Source organism: Microbulbifer sp. GL-2 (genome assembly GCF_007183175.1).
Lineage (GTDB): Bacteria > Pseudomonadota > Gammaproteobacteria > Pseudomonadales > Cellvibrionaceae > Microbulbifer.
In genome coordinates this window covers 2,000,264-2,014,883 of the sequence record NZ_AP019807.1, presented here as the reverse complement: position 1 = coordinate 2,014,883, position 14,620 = coordinate 2,000,264, and the positions used below count along the sequence as shown (strand labels likewise).

General features: G+C 52.1%; 13 protein-coding genes. 3 read left to right on the top strand and 10 right to left on the bottom strand.

What is annotated here, in order from left to right; translation table 11 throughout:
* Nucleotides 1-328: 328 nt before the first annotated feature.
* From parE to GL2_RS08820, 6 genes are all read right to left on the bottom strand, one after another.
* The gene (gene parE, locus GL2_RS08845) at nucleotides 329-2,215 is read right to left on the bottom strand and encodes a DNA topoisomerase IV subunit B (RefSeq protein WP_143730311.1); all 1,887 of its coding nucleotides are present in this window, start codon (nucleotides 2,213-2,215) and stop codon (nucleotides 329-331) included.
* Between the two features lie 12 nt (nucleotides 2,216-2,227).
* Nucleotides 2,228-2,821, bottom strand: a complete 594-nt coding sequence (locus tag GL2_RS08840; RefSeq protein ID WP_232053801.1) for a YqiA/YcfP family alpha/beta fold hydrolase — start codon at nucleotides 2,819-2,821, stop codon at nucleotides 2,228-2,230.
* A 104-nt stretch (nucleotides 2,822-2,925) separates the two neighbouring features.
* Complete coding sequence (locus tag GL2_RS08835; RefSeq protein ID WP_143730309.1) at nucleotides 2,926-3,606, bottom strand: hypothetical protein; 681 nt, start codon at nucleotides 3,604-3,606, stop codon at nucleotides 2,926-2,928.
* Nucleotides 3,607-3,909: 303 nt separating this feature from the next.
* The gene (locus GL2_RS08830; protein ID WP_143730308.1) at nucleotides 3,910-4,680 is read right to left on the bottom strand and encodes a phosphodiesterase; all 771 of its coding nucleotides are present in this window, start codon (nucleotides 4,678-4,680) and stop codon (nucleotides 3,910-3,912) included.
* Nucleotides 4,681-4,775: 95 nt separating this feature from the next.
* The gene (locus tag GL2_RS08825) at nucleotides 4,776-5,297 is read right to left on the bottom strand and encodes a DUF1249 domain-containing protein (protein WP_143730307.1); all 522 of its coding nucleotides are present in this window, start codon (nucleotides 5,295-5,297) and stop codon (nucleotides 4,776-4,778) included.
* 87 nt (nucleotides 5,298-5,384) lie between these two features.
* On the bottom strand, nucleotides 5,385-6,047 hold the full coding sequence (locus tag GL2_RS08820) for an NUDIX domain-containing protein (protein ID WP_143730306.1): 663 nt from the start codon (nucleotides 6,045-6,047) through the stop codon (nucleotides 5,385-5,387).
* A 159-nt stretch (nucleotides 6,048-6,206) separates the two neighbouring features.
* Between GL2_RS08820 and GL2_RS08815 the strand changes: the two genes are divergently transcribed.
* Both GL2_RS08815 and GL2_RS08810 read left to right on the top strand, forming a co-directional pair.
* Entirely contained in the window at nucleotides 6,207-7,247 is a 1,041-nt protein-coding gene (locus tag GL2_RS08815; RefSeq protein ID WP_143730305.1) for a glycosyltransferase, read from the top strand.
* A 39-nt stretch (nucleotides 7,248-7,286) separates the two neighbouring features.
* A complete protein-coding gene (locus tag GL2_RS08810) occupies nucleotides 7,287-8,342 on the top strand; it encodes a glycosyltransferase (protein WP_143730304.1) in 1,056 nt (351 codons plus the stop codon).
* A gap of 71 nt (nucleotides 8,343-8,413) precedes the next feature.
* On the opposite strand, the gene GL2_RS08805 is transcribed toward GL2_RS08810, so the two are convergent.
* From GL2_RS08805 to GL2_RS08790, 4 genes are read right to left on the bottom strand one after another with little or no spacing between them, the layout of a single operon-like run.
* Nucleotides 8,414-8,965, bottom strand: a complete 552-nt coding sequence (locus GL2_RS08805; protein WP_143730303.1) for a DUF4136 domain-containing protein — start codon at nucleotides 8,963-8,965, stop codon at nucleotides 8,414-8,416.
* Nucleotides 8,966-8,987: 22 nt separating this feature from the next.
* Nucleotides 8,988-11,375: a PqiB family protein gene (locus GL2_RS08800; RefSeq protein WP_143730302.1), complete on the bottom strand. Its 2,388-nt coding sequence runs from the start codon at nucleotides 11,373-11,375 to the stop codon at nucleotides 8,988-8,990.
* On the bottom strand, nucleotides 11,368-12,054 hold the full coding sequence (locus GL2_RS08795; protein WP_232053800.1) for a paraquat-inducible protein A: 687 nt from the start codon (nucleotides 12,052-12,054) through the stop codon (nucleotides 11,368-11,370). The genes GL2_RS08800 and GL2_RS08795 overlap by 8 nt, the downstream gene beginning before the upstream one ends.
* Nucleotides 12,051-12,701 (bottom strand): paraquat-inducible protein A, encoded by a 651-nt coding sequence (locus tag GL2_RS08790; RefSeq protein WP_143730301.1) that lies wholly within the window; start codon nucleotides 12,699-12,701, stop codon nucleotides 12,051-12,053. Before GL2_RS08790 ends, GL2_RS08795 begins: the two co-directional genes overlap by 4 nt.
* Before the next feature lie 356 nt (nucleotides 12,702-13,057).
* On the opposite strand from GL2_RS08790, the gene GL2_RS08785 reads away from it, so the two are divergent.
* Nucleotides 13,058-14,581 (top strand): TolC family outer membrane protein, encoded by a 1,524-nt coding sequence (locus GL2_RS08785; protein WP_143730300.1) that lies wholly within the window; start codon nucleotides 13,058-13,060, stop codon nucleotides 14,579-14,581.
* The last annotated feature ends 39 nt before the right edge of the window (nucleotides 14,582-14,620 follow it).

The window sequence follows — 14,620 nt, the reverse complement described above, 5'->3', positions numbered from 1 at the left end:
GCCCCTGAATATACTCTCAAGTAGTTTCTCGGGTGAGATTAATTAATATCAACTACGGAAAAAATCATCTAAATTAACCAGGTTTCTTTAACGGTATTATTATTGCCATGATAGGAAAGTGCATCAGAATTCATAAAACCAACAATACTTCACATCCTAAAAATCCATCCTAGCGGGGAAAGTCAGTATTTTTCTGATAATGGATATTTTTATTGAAGTCTTAGCCAGCCATATAGCTGACTGGCGCGATTAAAGATGTTAATAGCAGTTTGATAGTTATCCTAATTGTAAAGCCCCAAACTTTAGGGCTTTACAATAGAAAATAATACTAACCAACTTCCGCAAGATTTCCCTTACTCTCCAACCACTGCTTACGATCACCCGCACGCTTTTTAGCGAGGAGCATATCCAGCAATTGGTTACTATCATCACCAGCATCTATATAAAGCTGCACCAAACGACGTGTATTGGGGTCCATAGTGGTTTCACGCAGCTGCATGGGGTTCATTTCACCCAAGCCTTTAAAACGGGTAACTTGGATCTTGCCTTTTTTCTTTTCTGCGCTGATGCGATCGAGAATACCCTGCTTCTCCGACTCATCCAGGGCATAGTAAACATCCTTGGCAATATCGATACGGAATAGTGGCGGCATCGCTACATAGACATGACCATTGGTTACCAGAGGGCGGAAATGCCGCAGGAACAGGGCACAAAGAAGAGTCGCGATATGCAAGCCATCTGAGTCAGCATCGGCGAGGATACAGATTTTATTGTAACGTAACCCTTCGAGGTTTTCGCTGCCAGGATCCACACCTAGCGCCACGGCGATATCGTGTACTTCCTGGCTACCCAGGATTTCGCTGGAGTCCACTTCCCAAGTATTCAGGATTTTGCCACGCAAGGGCATGATGGCCTGGAACTCACGATCACGTGCCTGCTTGGCAGAGCCTCCTGCAGAGTCGCCCTCCACCAGAAAGAGTTCGGAACGGGAGGTATCAGCACTGGAGCAGTCAGCCAACTTACCTGGCAGCGCGGGCCCCTGGGTGACCTTTTTTCGTGCAACTTTCTTCGCCGAACGCATACGCTTTTGCGCATTGCCAATACAGAGCTCAGCAAGCTTATCGCCCTCTTCCGTATGTTGGTTCAACCACAGGCTGAAAGCATCTTTGGCCACACCGGAAATAAATGCAGTTGCCTCGCGGGAGGACAGGCGCTCCTTGGTCTGCCCGGAAAACTGGGGATCAGCTAACTTGGCAGAAAGTACATAGGAGCACTGACCCCAAATATCCTCAGGGCCCAACTTAATACCACGGGGTAGCAGATTGCGAATTTCACAATATTCACGCATCGCATCAAGCAAACCGGCGCGCAGGCCATTTACATGGGTGCCACCTTGAGCGGTGGGGATTAGGTTTACATAGGATTCCGCAGTAATCTCCCCACCTTCCGGCAACCACTGTACAGCCCAGTCTGCAGCTTCCGTAGATGCCGCAAAACTGCCGACAAAAGGCTCTGCGGGCAGAATTTCCCAGCCCTGGTTGGCTGCTGCCAGATAATCCTTGAGCCCATCCTCGTAGTACCACTCATCAGACTCACCGTCCTGTTCGTTGATAAAGGTCACAGTGAGGCCGGGGCAGAGCACCGCTTTGGCGCGCAACAGGTGGCGCAAGCGCACCACGGAAAATTTAGCGGAATCGAAATATTGCGGGTCCGGCAAAAAGCGCACACTGGTTCCTGTTGCACGCTTGGGGCAGTCACCAACTACTTCGAGATCAGAGGCTTTCTCTCCATCCTTGAAGCCGATCCGATGCAGCTTGCCATCCCGCTGGATGGTAACCTCAAGTACCTTCGACAAAGCGTTAACCACAGACACACCCACACCATGCAGGCCACCGGAAAACTGGTAATTTTTATTGGAAAACTTACCACCGGCATGCAAAGTGGACAGAATTACCTCTACACCGGGACGACCCTGCTCCGGATGTATATCTACAGGCATGCCACGGCCATTATCACTCACTGAGAGTGATTGATCTTTGTGTAAAACGATTTCGATTTTATTTGCGTGGCCAGCGAGGGCTTCATCGACACTGTTGTCGATGACTTCCTGGGCCAGGTGATTGGGGCGTGTAGTATCTGTGTACATACCCGGGCGTTTACGCACCGGGTCCAGCCCTGTGAGAACCTCAATATCTTCGGCGGAATAATTGGCCATAATTTTTATGAATTACTGCTGGTTAAATAAGAATTCGACTATAGGATCGCAATAGCGCACAAATCCCTGGAAACTGTGATCACCACCATCTTCGATAGTTTGACGCTGCCCCTGGTAAAAGCGCTGCGCATCTCGGTAATCGAGCGTTTCATCGCCTCGCTGGGCCAAAAGCCAGTAGCGACTCCTTAGAGGGCTGGGCAGCTCGTTTTCCAAACGCCCCATGGTATCAACGTCCACCCCACCTAGGCGATAGTCCTGTGACTCACCGCTATAGGGCTGTAAAACCTGACCGATATAAGCCGGCATAAAGCGGGACGGCCGAACCGCTGGGTTGACAAGCACTGCAGGCAAATTAAAACGCTCGCCCAAATAGGTACTCCAGAAACCTCCCATGGAACTTCCCACCAACCCGATAGGACCAGGGTTAGCAGCCTGCAGGAAACCCTCTAGCAGGTTGACCAGTGATTGCCGGGCTATTGCTGGATAGGGAGAGATTTGCGGAGCACAGAAAATGATTTGCGAATGATCGACACTGAGTCGTTCCCGTATCAACTGGCACTTAAAGGATTGCGGCGATGATAGGAAGCCGTGCAAATAGATTAGCAACGGTCTTCCCTTGAGATCTTGAGTTTGCATAGGCAGGGATTATAGCGCCCCTGGAAGCTAGTGGGTGCGAAGCTCAGCATCACCCGCCCAATATATCGTGAAACTTAAAGTAAGGACTTATCCAGGCTGGCAAAGGCTCGGCGCATATCTACACGCATGTCAGACCAAAAAGTAACGCTGGTAAAGCGCTCCAGGCGTCCACCCGGCCCGGTCGACCCAAAGTTCTCGCCGATATCCCTGCGGTCGCGAAAGTGCATTACCGCATTGCCATCGCGATCGAATAAGGTACCCACCAGCACACCATAGGCACTCTGTTCGGTGTATACACGCCATGCCCAGGGGGAGGGGTCCAAAGGTGCAGCCACGGAAAACTTCTCCAGCGACATGGCCAAGGTGTAATCGGCCTCCGCCTGCTCGGGAACCAGCTCACCATTGCGCGCGCTGAGGAATTTGGCAGAGAAAGTCTTTGCCAACAGGGAATTCAGGCGCTGCAGATCCCGCTGATCGAGTTCGTAGTCCTTTTCACGATAGTTACTGCGCGGCAGCGAGGAAAAGCGCTTACTGTACTCAATTTGTACTGGGGCGACATAAATCTTGGCGCCACTAAGGTCCAAAGCAAAAGCCGCAGACACTTCGTCCAAATGGCTCGGGCGAGGCTCCAGGCCATCTGGCTGTGCCTGAACCGAATCATTTGCCGGGGCCTCCGCCTTGAATACTGGCGACTGAACACAAGCCGTGAGAATGAGTGTTGCACCCAAAAATGAGATTAAAAATAATTTTTGCATTCTTATACTCCTGAATTCCCGATGTTATTAATCCAGCGAATAGAGCCCGAATACAAAAATTAATTACCACATTTTTAGGGCCGCTCGCAGCCAACTACACTAAGCCATTAAATTTCTATGGCTCTGGCTTTCGCCGATCAGTCCCTGTACCACTGTCCAGGCATGCGCTGAACACAGGGAAATTTCATTGTAAAGGGCACCCTGGAGAAAGATAGAGGTAAGTTCGTTAAGAATGGTTTTTACACTTATCAAACGAAAGTGCAAACAACCCGCTACAGCTAATTGGTACCGGGTTGATATGAATCAATAACCGGAAGAAGCGAGATCTACATAATATTCAGAGATGGCCACGCGCTCGACTCCGGTGCTGTAAGTGCCGTCACCATGTAGTTCGAACCAGCGATAGCCAGGCATCTCGTCATCAACTGCGAAGGGCCCACTACCGGGTGTAAACTGTACCGAGGTAGACGGCGTTGCGTGCAGGCCTACTTGTCCTCGACTACTGTCAAATTGCTGGTGTACATGCCCCCAGACAATTGCTTTTACCTGGGCCGCTTGATCCACCATTTGCAAAAACTGTTCACATCCCTCGCGCAGCATATGGCCGTCAATCCAGTTGCTCCCTACGGTAACCGGCTGATGGTGCATCATGATCATAACCGGGTGTTCACGGCTCTCCCACAGCAAAAGTTGCAACCGCTCCAGCTGGACCTCAGTCAGGCCACCGCAAATCTTCCCTTCAACACTGGTATCCAGCAGCACTAGTCTCCAATTTCCCAGCCTGATCAAGTCTGTGCTGCGATTGGGAGCCAACTGCCGCATACGCGAGCTGGTATCGTGATTACCGGGAAGCCAATACCAAGGGGTGGGAATAGTGCGTATTTTTTGCAAAAAGCGACAGTAGGAGGCCTCAGAACCGTTGGCGCTGATATCGCCAGTGGCGACCAGAGCTTCGGCACGAGGCTGTTTGGCCACAATTGTCGCCAATACCTTTTCGAGTGTGTGGCCGGTGTCCAGACCCAGCAGTTGATAATCGGGCCTGCTGCCAATATGTGGATCTGTGATCTGGATCAAACGGTGCGATGTCACCCCCGGGGGTGAGTTCGAATTATTGTGCTCGCGAATCACTTGCTCACCTTGTGTTCACATCCATGTGCTCTACTACAGAATCAGAATCTCCGGCCATCCAGCACCAATTCGAATTCTGCGCGACCATTTGCGAGGCAGTACTCCAGCCACTCGCCAAGAAAGCGATTAGCCTGAGGCCTCTCATCTGCGCGTTGCATACGGGGATTCGGGTAAGCGGTATTCACTCCTTTACCACCCACCGGCCCGCAACCATTGGCTGTAATGACCTCTGCCATGCACGCATCGTGATAGAGGCGTACTGTTAAATCAGGGGGTTCCAGCCAGCGGCACTCACTGAGGCTTACCTCCGCGCCCAGAGTCACTTCCGTCGTGTATCTGGATCGCACCATCACTCTCAGTATCAGGGTGCCACCGGGCAGTTGGTAGCGCCAGTACTCTCTCTCCGAAAGCTTTGGCAGCAACCTGATCAGACGCAGGTAGTTTGCATCGCAGTCGGCATGATAAGACGGCAGATCGACTCTATACACCGCACTTTCATTGCCATTTGGCGACAAATTCTTCCGCTTGCGCTGCCGCGCCCGTGCCTCGCCCAGTACAGCCATTATCAACACTCCGATTCTATCGCTGCCGTGACTTAGATCTCAGTTTGCCCTTACCGCAGGTAACAGAACGCAAGGCATAATGACCGGTCAGACAGGTGGTGCCACCTTTACTAGTTTTTCCCGATTTAACTCCAGCCACTGCATGCAAATAATAGTGGCCGCGTTATCCACTGGGTTCTCTCCTGGAGCATAGTCCCCACCCATGGCATCAAGTATTTGATCCCTGGCGAAAACCCTCAGGCGTATATCCTCGTTTTCCTGCTCAAGGCCAAAGTACCCCTCTGCAAAACTTAAGTCCACCAGGGCACAGTAAAGATGCAGGCGCTCAGAGCTACCGCCGACGCTCGGCATATAGCTGTGAATAAAGTGCAGTTTCTGTACTTCCAAATCAGCCTCTTCCAGTACCTCGCGCCGCGCAACATCTTGTAGATCCTCCCCTTCCTCGACCATACCGGCGACCACCTCCAGGCACCAGGGTCCAGCTGGGCGCTCCAGGGCTCCCACACGGAACTGTTCGGTAAGCGCTACCAAGTCCCGCTCAGGGTCATAAAGCAGCACTCCCACAGCTGGCCCGCGTACAAACACCTCGCGCTGAAAGGCTCTGCTCCAGCCTCCACGAAATAGGCGGTGGCGCAACTGCAGACGCAACATGGTGAAAAATCCCTTGAACACGGTTTCTTTGGAAAGTATTTCCACAGCATCCGAGGAAAACTCGGGAGACAAACTGTTTCGACTGTTATTTCCTTGCATTGTTCGCCTTCTTTCTTTGCGATGCAGATCTTGTGCACTCTGGGAGGTCCAGGGCTATATAGGTCAGGACCAGCTGTTATACTCTGCGCCCACCGTAACAGCCTCTGAATCAAGCGGCCATACGAATTATCTCCCTGGATTTTTAGAGAGTGCGCCACTATGAGAGTGCTCAATATCGCCTATCAGCAACTGCGCCGTTATGGCAAGACGCGGGTCAGCTGGGCGCAGAAACTGACTTTTGGCCTGATCAAGAATGATCACTATACGCAGGTGTTCAGCGACCGGGATGTAGCCGCATTCGAGGCCCCTTTTGGTATCCGCGACCTCGGTGTGAATAAAGCTAATCGCCGCTTGCTGGAGACCGTAGAGGCATTTGAGCCGGATCTGGTGATTGCTGGTCACTGCGACATGATCAGTAACGATACCCTGAAGGAAATCAGGAAGCAGCAACCCAGCTGCTTAATTGCACACTGTAATAACGACCCACTCTTTGTCCCCAGTAATGTAGAGCGGATTAAATATCGAGCGGAAGTGGCCGATGCGGTTTTTGTATCCACTGGACGCCGCGAATTGAAAATTTTTGAGGGGATTGGCGCGCGGGTTTACCACATGCCCAATCCGGTAGAGACCTCCATCGAAAACCTCAATAATGCTGAACGCACAGATCTGCCCATTGATCTGCTGTTTTGTAGTAACAGCAATAACTTCACCAAGCGCTTACAAATGGTGAAAAACCTCAAGGATGCCCTGGGTGATTTGCTGAACTTTAAAACTTATGGCAGCTTTGGTGAACCTCCAGTCTGGGGGCGGGATTACGACCGTGCTCTTTCCCAAACTAAAATGGGATTGAACTTTAACCGCCAGGATACTCATTACTGGTACTCATCGGCACGCATGGCACAGCTGGCCGGAAATGGCATATTGCAGTTCACCAGTGACAAGCTGCATTTCGATGAACTGCTGCCACCTGAGAGTGTCGTTTACTTTTCAGGGGAGCAGGATCTACTGCAAAAGATCCGCGGGTTCCAGAATGACGATGCCAAGCGACGTGCCTGGGCGGCACGAGCCCGGGAGTTTTTCCACACGGAAATGAATTCCAAGCTCTATGCACAGTACATCGTTGAAGCCACGAGCTTACAGCCCTTTAGCCATGATTATGCCTGGGCTCACGATGTCAATCTGGATGGCACCCTAAAGTAACAGCAGCGCCAGACCAATCACACTGAATATGTTGGATTTATGAGTAACAAGCCAATTCGAGTGGCACAAGTCCTCGCCGGTGCCGAGCACGGCGGTGCGGAAAACTTTTTTGTACGCCTGGTAAGTGGATTGAACCCAAGAGGGGAAATTAACGAGAAGGCATTTATTCGCAACCACGACCATCGCGTGCAGGCACTGCGTGGCAACGGTGTTGAAACCGAAGGGTTTAAATTCGGTGGCAAGCTGGATTTTCTCGGCAGGAGAGTTTACCGGGAGGCCCTGGGCAACTGGCAGCCAGATATTGTAATGACCTGGATGGGGCGCGCTACTATTATTACCCCCAATTCAAAAAACTACCTGCTAGTCAGCCGTCTCGGGCATTATTACAATCTCAAATACTACCGCCACGCAGATTACTGGATCGGAATCAGCAAAGGTATCTGCCAGCATTTGATTGATGGCGGTATCCCCAGGGACCGAGTTTTTCATATCCCCAACTTTGCCGATGAGACCTCTGTGGAACCGTTGCCACGCAACAGTTTTAATACCCCGGAGGACAAACCCCTGATCCTCGCTGCGGGGCGCTTACACATCAATAAGGGCTTTGATGTCCTGTTACACTCGCTGACGCAGATTCCCAAAGCCACACTGTGGCTCGCAGGTACCGGCCCGCAGGAGGCCAAGCTGAAGGCATTGTGCCATAAGCTAGGTTTGGATCAGCGGGTACGCTTTCTCGGCTGGCGCAACGACGTCACCACCCTGATGCGTACCGCCGACCTTTTTGTGTGCCCATCCCGCCATGAGGGTCTGGGTTCGATCGTAATGGAGTCCTGGGCGCATCGCTGCCCGATAGTAGCCACCAATTCCCAGGGACCGGGTGAGGTAATTACCGATGGCAAGAGCGGCCTGATCACCCCCATTGATGACGCCGATGCTCTGACAAAGGCCATTGGGTCTGTCCTGGATAATCCGGAGCTGCGCCAGAGCCTGATTGAGAATGCATCAGAAGTATATGCAAACGGCTATTCGAAGAAATTTATTGTAGATTCCTATATTGATCTCTACGACAAGCTGATGCACCGGGGGCACCCTTAAAAAACAATAAAAAGCCGCCATTTTTTGGCGGCTTTTTACCATCACAGGGCTTAAGAAATTCCAACAATGGTTTATTGGTAAGCCTCAGGCAAATCACGCAATAACGCACTCACACCTCGCACAATCAGGCGCTGGCGCTGCTCAATACTATCTGGGCGTGTCAGGAGTTCACTAGCACTGCCTCCCCAGATAATCTCACCACCAGGACGACCGATACCCACGCTCATAATTACTAACGGCGCATCGGTAAGCGGCGGCAACTCTACAACTTCCTGTGGGGCATTACTGTCAAACTGCTTATCCCAGCTGGGATCCCTGGTATCCCCGGAAAAAAACTCATCGACCACAGCAACCTGATAATCCACCACCATGTCAGCAGTCTGGTCCTGGGACACCTGACGGTAACCCCTCTGCTGTAACTGTGCCGCTACGGTACCGCGCATCTCCTCATCCAACTCCACCAATTGCGCCGATGCGTCAGGGGTATCAACGAGCGGGGTCACTGCCCATTTATAAGTGGAGAAAGCCACTGGCTGCGCCCCGGTATTTGCCCGTTCCACCTGCATCTCCTGGCACCCCGCCAATAGCAGCAGTGTTACCAGACCCGTCATTATGTAACGCATAAATACTCCTTAAAGTTCATACTTATTTGACCGGCTCAGAAGAGTCATAGAGTTCTATTTTGGGACTCCACTTATACCACTCTGGTTCAGCTTTTGGATACAAAGGAAAGTGGCTGCCAGTTTCCACTTCGAATCCCATAAATGGAGCTTCCGGTGTGGCTAATGCGATTCCCCCTTTAATCAAAGCTTGGGCAGATTCAGTATTAATATTGAGACCACTGCGCAAGCCAAAATTCACTTCCACCCCACTGGCATTCCAGAAAACTGTATGTTCGCGCACCAGCGGGCGATACTGAGGCTGAATATGCACGTAGATATAAACACGGTCTGCATATTCCCCCAGGGAAAAACCGGTCACTTCACCCACCTGAACCTGCCGATAGTAGACAGGACTACCCGCAACCAGAGAGCCGCGCCTGGCAGCATCCAGTATCACAGTTAAACCTGGTCGGCTCATAGTATCAGCGAGATCTTCTTTAGGAGCTTGCAGTTCCGCATAGAACTCTGTCTGCGGGGGCCCACCACCCGGCTCTAAAGCCAGGTAGCGCCCAGTGATCAATGTATCCAAGTGCGCAATCTTGCTGATACCAATCTGTGGGGAGACCACCCAAATACGTGTGCCCGCTCGAGCAAAATTTCCGCCACGGTGATATAGCTTAGCGCGCGCGCGCACCTCGCCAAGATCCCTTCCAAGCCGAAGCCGGGTAATCTCCCCCACCTGCACACCTTTAAAGCGCAAGGGAGCCCCGACTTTCAGCCCCTCTGCACTGGAAAGGCTGATTTGTATCTCGATCCCTTCCTCGAGTGCGGCTTCACGACTACTGTACAGGGGAAACTGATCGCCACTCTGTGCCGGTGTTGATTTCGCGCGATCCTCACGCCGAATACCAAAGGCGACACCACCACGTAACAGAGACATCAGAGAGTCCGCCTGCACCTCGATCCCCTCACTGAGGCTCGCACTGGCGCGCAGCCCACTGACGTTCCAGAAACGGGCACCCTGGTGTACCAAATGCGCATAGCGCGGCTCAATGACCACATACACCTCAACACCTTCGCCATCCCTGCGCAACTCCATTCCCTGTACTTTACCTACTTCAATACGACGGAAGTACACAGGGGCCCCGCGTTGCAGTGAGCCGGGGTTCCGCGATGTAAGACGCAGATGCAGACCGGGTACTCGGGGATCCCTTTGTGGAGCCGAGGCGCGTGCCGAAAAAATACGCTGAGAGCGATTTCCTCGACGAAGTTCCACTTCGATACGGTTACCCTGGATAAGCTTGTTGAGACCACCGGTAAAATCAAAGGTCGGAGGCGCCAGCCAAAAACGGGTATTTTCACTGAGCAGGTCATCAGTCGCCGGGTCCATCAGCACTTTAACTTCCATGCCATTCATACGCTTATTGGCTTTTGCCCCGCTGACTTCACCCACCTGAATCCCCTGGTAATACACTTTGGTGCCCCCGGGTGTGACATCGACACCACGGTCAAAATTCAAGGTGACGGAAATTCCGGCGTCTGCAGCGGCAAAATTTTTATATAATTTAAATTCTGTGCCATTTACCGCTAAGGGGGATTGGCTTTGCGATTCCGGTGTATAAAAACTGACGCCGCCGGCAAATAAAGCGGCAAGGGATTCCAGGGTAACGCTGATACCGCTGATACCGCCCTCGATAGATATACCAGAGCTATTCCAAAAACGGCTGCCCCGATGAATTAGGTAAGCGTACTCTCGGCGGATAAATAATTCGATACTGACTTCATTGCCATCTTTATCAAGGCTGTAATCCGCTACCTGCCCGACCCTTAACTGCCGGTAATATACAGGAGAGCCTCGGCTCAATGAGCCTAAACGACGCGACTTCAGCACCACACGCAGACCATCGCCACGGATAAATGCTGGAGGGCGGTCCAATGCGACAAACTCCCGCTTGCGCTTGCCACTACCGGATTCTACCGCTATGTAATTACCCGACAACAAGGTTTCCAAGCCGCTGATACCAGTGATGGATAATTCCGGTTTCACCACCCAGAATTCAGTGCCTTCTACCAGTAGGTATTCCGCACTGCGGTTGAGACTGACCTCCGCCAATACGCCATCGGCACCATTCAACTCTTTCGCATTGGGCACCAGGCGTACATTCTGCACAACCCCAATATCCACACCGGAATATTTCACCACGGTTTTGCCTTTCACCAGCCCATCACCTGAGTGAAATAGGATACTTGCGTGTACATCTCCCTCGGCAACATCCTGGTAAAGTAGCCAAATCGCTATTAACCCGGCCACCAAAGGTAGAATCCAAACCAGCGGCAATCCCTTGCTAGAGCGCACTACCCCCCGTTGGGCACCACCATTCAGGCGAGCCTCGTCGACACCATTGTCCTGAGGGGGCAAGTTATCAGCCATTTTCTGCGGCACTGTTGTGTGCCGTCTCCGGTGCTACAACATTACTGTATAGATCTCCATCATAGGCATCCCAGATAAGGCGCGGGTCAAAGGAGCGCGCTGCCGTCATGGTAATCACGACTACCGAAGCAAAAGCGGTACTGCCTGGACCTGCCGCCACCTGGGCGATAAACCCCATATCCACCAGTGCCACCAAGATGGATATCATAAAGAGGTCGAGCAGGGACCAGCGCCCAATGCCGGATACCACCCGGTAGATTTTCATAGCCTGGGAAGGCACAAAAGGTAAGCGCAGTTGCATCTGTACCAACAACAAAGCCAGGCCAAGTAACTTCATTACCGGCACAGCAATACTGGCCACGAAAACAATTAGCGCAATTCCCCACATACCGCTGTTATACAGCTGCATAACGCCACTGATAATCGTGGTTGGTTCACCGGCACCCAGATAAACCACCGTCATAATCGGCAAAATATTCGCAGGCAGTAACAATAGCGCTCCGGTAATCGTCAGCGCCCAGGTGAGCATTAAGCTGCCATCAATACGCGCATGTACCCGTCCACCACAACGGGGACAACGACAGCGTCCTCCCACTACCGGCAAAATAATTAATTGATGACAACTAAGACAGCTTGTCAGACCCTCGTGCAGTCCCTTGCGGGGGAGGTTTTTACTCATGCCCTTGCCTCCCGCAAAGCACGCCGGCGCGCCAAGCGGTGCCAAATGGCATTCTGGTCAAAGCTGAGCGAGGAAAGATTCGCAACCAACATCATGGCACCAAAGCAATAAAGCCCCGGCTCTACATCCATTTTTCCCAAGTCCCTCAATTTAATCAGCGCCACAAGAATGCCGAGCATGTACACATCGAGCATGCCCCATTCCTTAATATGCTGGTACCAACGCACAGCAATAGACACCCAGCGATCCAGTACCCCCCAGACACTTCCACAACAGATAAATAACAGCAGCAGGAATTTCCCCAAGGGGGCCAGCACACTGCAAAACAGTACCAGGGACGCCAGCCAGATATATCCGGCTTTAAATAGGGAATGAACACCGTTCATCAAGGTGTTCTCGGCACCAAAAGAGAATAACGAGAATTTGAGCAGAGGCAGACTTGCAGAAGGAATAAATAGTAATAGTCCCGTCATGCTCAGGGCGATGGTGTAATAGACGCTGTGATTGGCACTGCGGTGCAATGTGCAGCCACAGCGTGGACAGATCAGCTTCTGACCGGTCGGTGCCAACCCACCAGTCAGCAATAAGTCGCATTCGTGGCAGGCTCGCTGCCAGGGTATCGGCTTGTCGTTACGCAGCTGCTCCATGTGCGAGAAGTCCTTGCCTTATCCTGCACAATTTTTGCCGCATCCAAATGCTTCGATGGCGCGTCTATTGCAATATAGGGCCTTTGCCCTATTCAATGCTGCCGTGACATTGCCAGGCAGTTACCGGTAAACGCACATTCGCGTCGGTTTAACGAAGATATACCAAAAAGCCGAAAGCGTCGCCTCGACGCTCAGGCTGGCCGCAGGTACACTCTCGCGACTGCTGATTGGGGAAACTGGCAGCACTACCGAACCATGCGAGCAAAAGGAACCCACCGAGTACCCAGAACTCGAGTGCCGCTCCGAATACTTTTTTAAAGCTTGAAGACCGCACCCGCCACAGGAAGTTGAAACAGATGAAAAGAAGTAACCGCACAGAGCCGCGAGGCCGCCAGTTGCGCCCACTGAAGAAACTACTCGCCGCCGCTCTGCTCGGATTCGGCGCCATGCAGGCCCAGGCCGACACCCTGTGGGATATTTATATGCAAGCGCTGGATAATGATCCGCAGTTAGCTGCCGATCGTGCTGGATACCATGCAGGAATTGAGGCAAAAAATCAGTTTCGTGCAGCATTATTGCCACAGGTGAACGCCCAATTCCAAGCAATAAGGAATCACGAAAACAACCGATTTGCACGTGCAGAACCTATTGATGATGAAAACAACCTTGAACTCATCGATTTTCTTCAGAAAGATACGGGGACTTTTAACGACAGGACTTACAACGCTAGCCTGAGCCAAGCCATATTCAATGCCCCCGCCTGGTTCGATTACAAGCAGGGCAAGAAGCTGACCGAAAGGGCTACTGCCGAGTTCAGTGCCAACCAGCAGGCCATGATGATTCGCGTAGCCACCGCCTACTTCGGTGTATTGCGAGCCTACGATGTATTGGAGGCTGCAATTGCTGAGGAGCAAGCTCTGGCCAAACAGCTTGAGCAGACCCAGCAACGTTTCGAGGTGGGGCTGACCGCCATTACCGATGTGTACGACTCTCAGGCAGCCTACGATAGCTCCGTTGCCCGTCGCTTAACGGCCCAAGATGACTTGCTAAGCAACTTTGATGCCCTATCTGTCCTTACTGGCGGCTATCACGAAGAGGTCTCCCCTCTAGTCGAAAGTTTTCAAGTAGCGCCGCCCGTGCCGGCAGAGCGTGCAGACTGGGTCGATTTCGCCCTAGCCAACAACTTCGACCTGAAAGCCGCACGGTTGAATGCTGAGGCAGCTCGTTACAATGCCCGCTCAACCGCCAGCGAACATCTACCCACGTTAACGGGATCTCTCTTTTACAATAAAGCCACCTCGAATGGCGACCAAAGAACCAGAGTTTTATTCGAGGATGCAGCTTTTCAGAACCGGAATCGATCAACGACCTTTTCACGCGACCAAGACCTCCGTGACACTACTGCGGCGATTACCTTAGATATCCCAATCTACACCGGCGGCCTCCTCAGTGCCAATCGCCGAGAAGCGCGCAACCTGTCCTTCCAGGCCCAAGACCTGCGCAACCTGACCGAGCGTAACACTATCCAGAACACCCGCACACTGCACCGTGCAGTGGTAACAGATGTATCCCGTGTTGCAGCTCGACAGCAGGCTGTAGTCTCTGCCAAGAGTGCTCTAGATGCTACCCAGGCAGGCTACGAGGTGGGAACACGTAATATTGTCGATGTGTTGCTGGCTCAGCGCACACTGTTCCTAGCACAAACCGATTACGCCAACTCACTGTACGACTACATCCTCAACACCCTGAATCTCAAGCAGGTGGCAGGACTTTTGTCTCCAAAAGACCTGCAAGAATTGGATGCTATGCTGAATCCGGCAAACAATGTAGCTCGTGTGGCTGAACCTAACCCAACCAGCCTGCCAGCGCCATCCAAGTAAACACTTCTGGTACTAAATGAAAAGTGAGCAGCACTAACC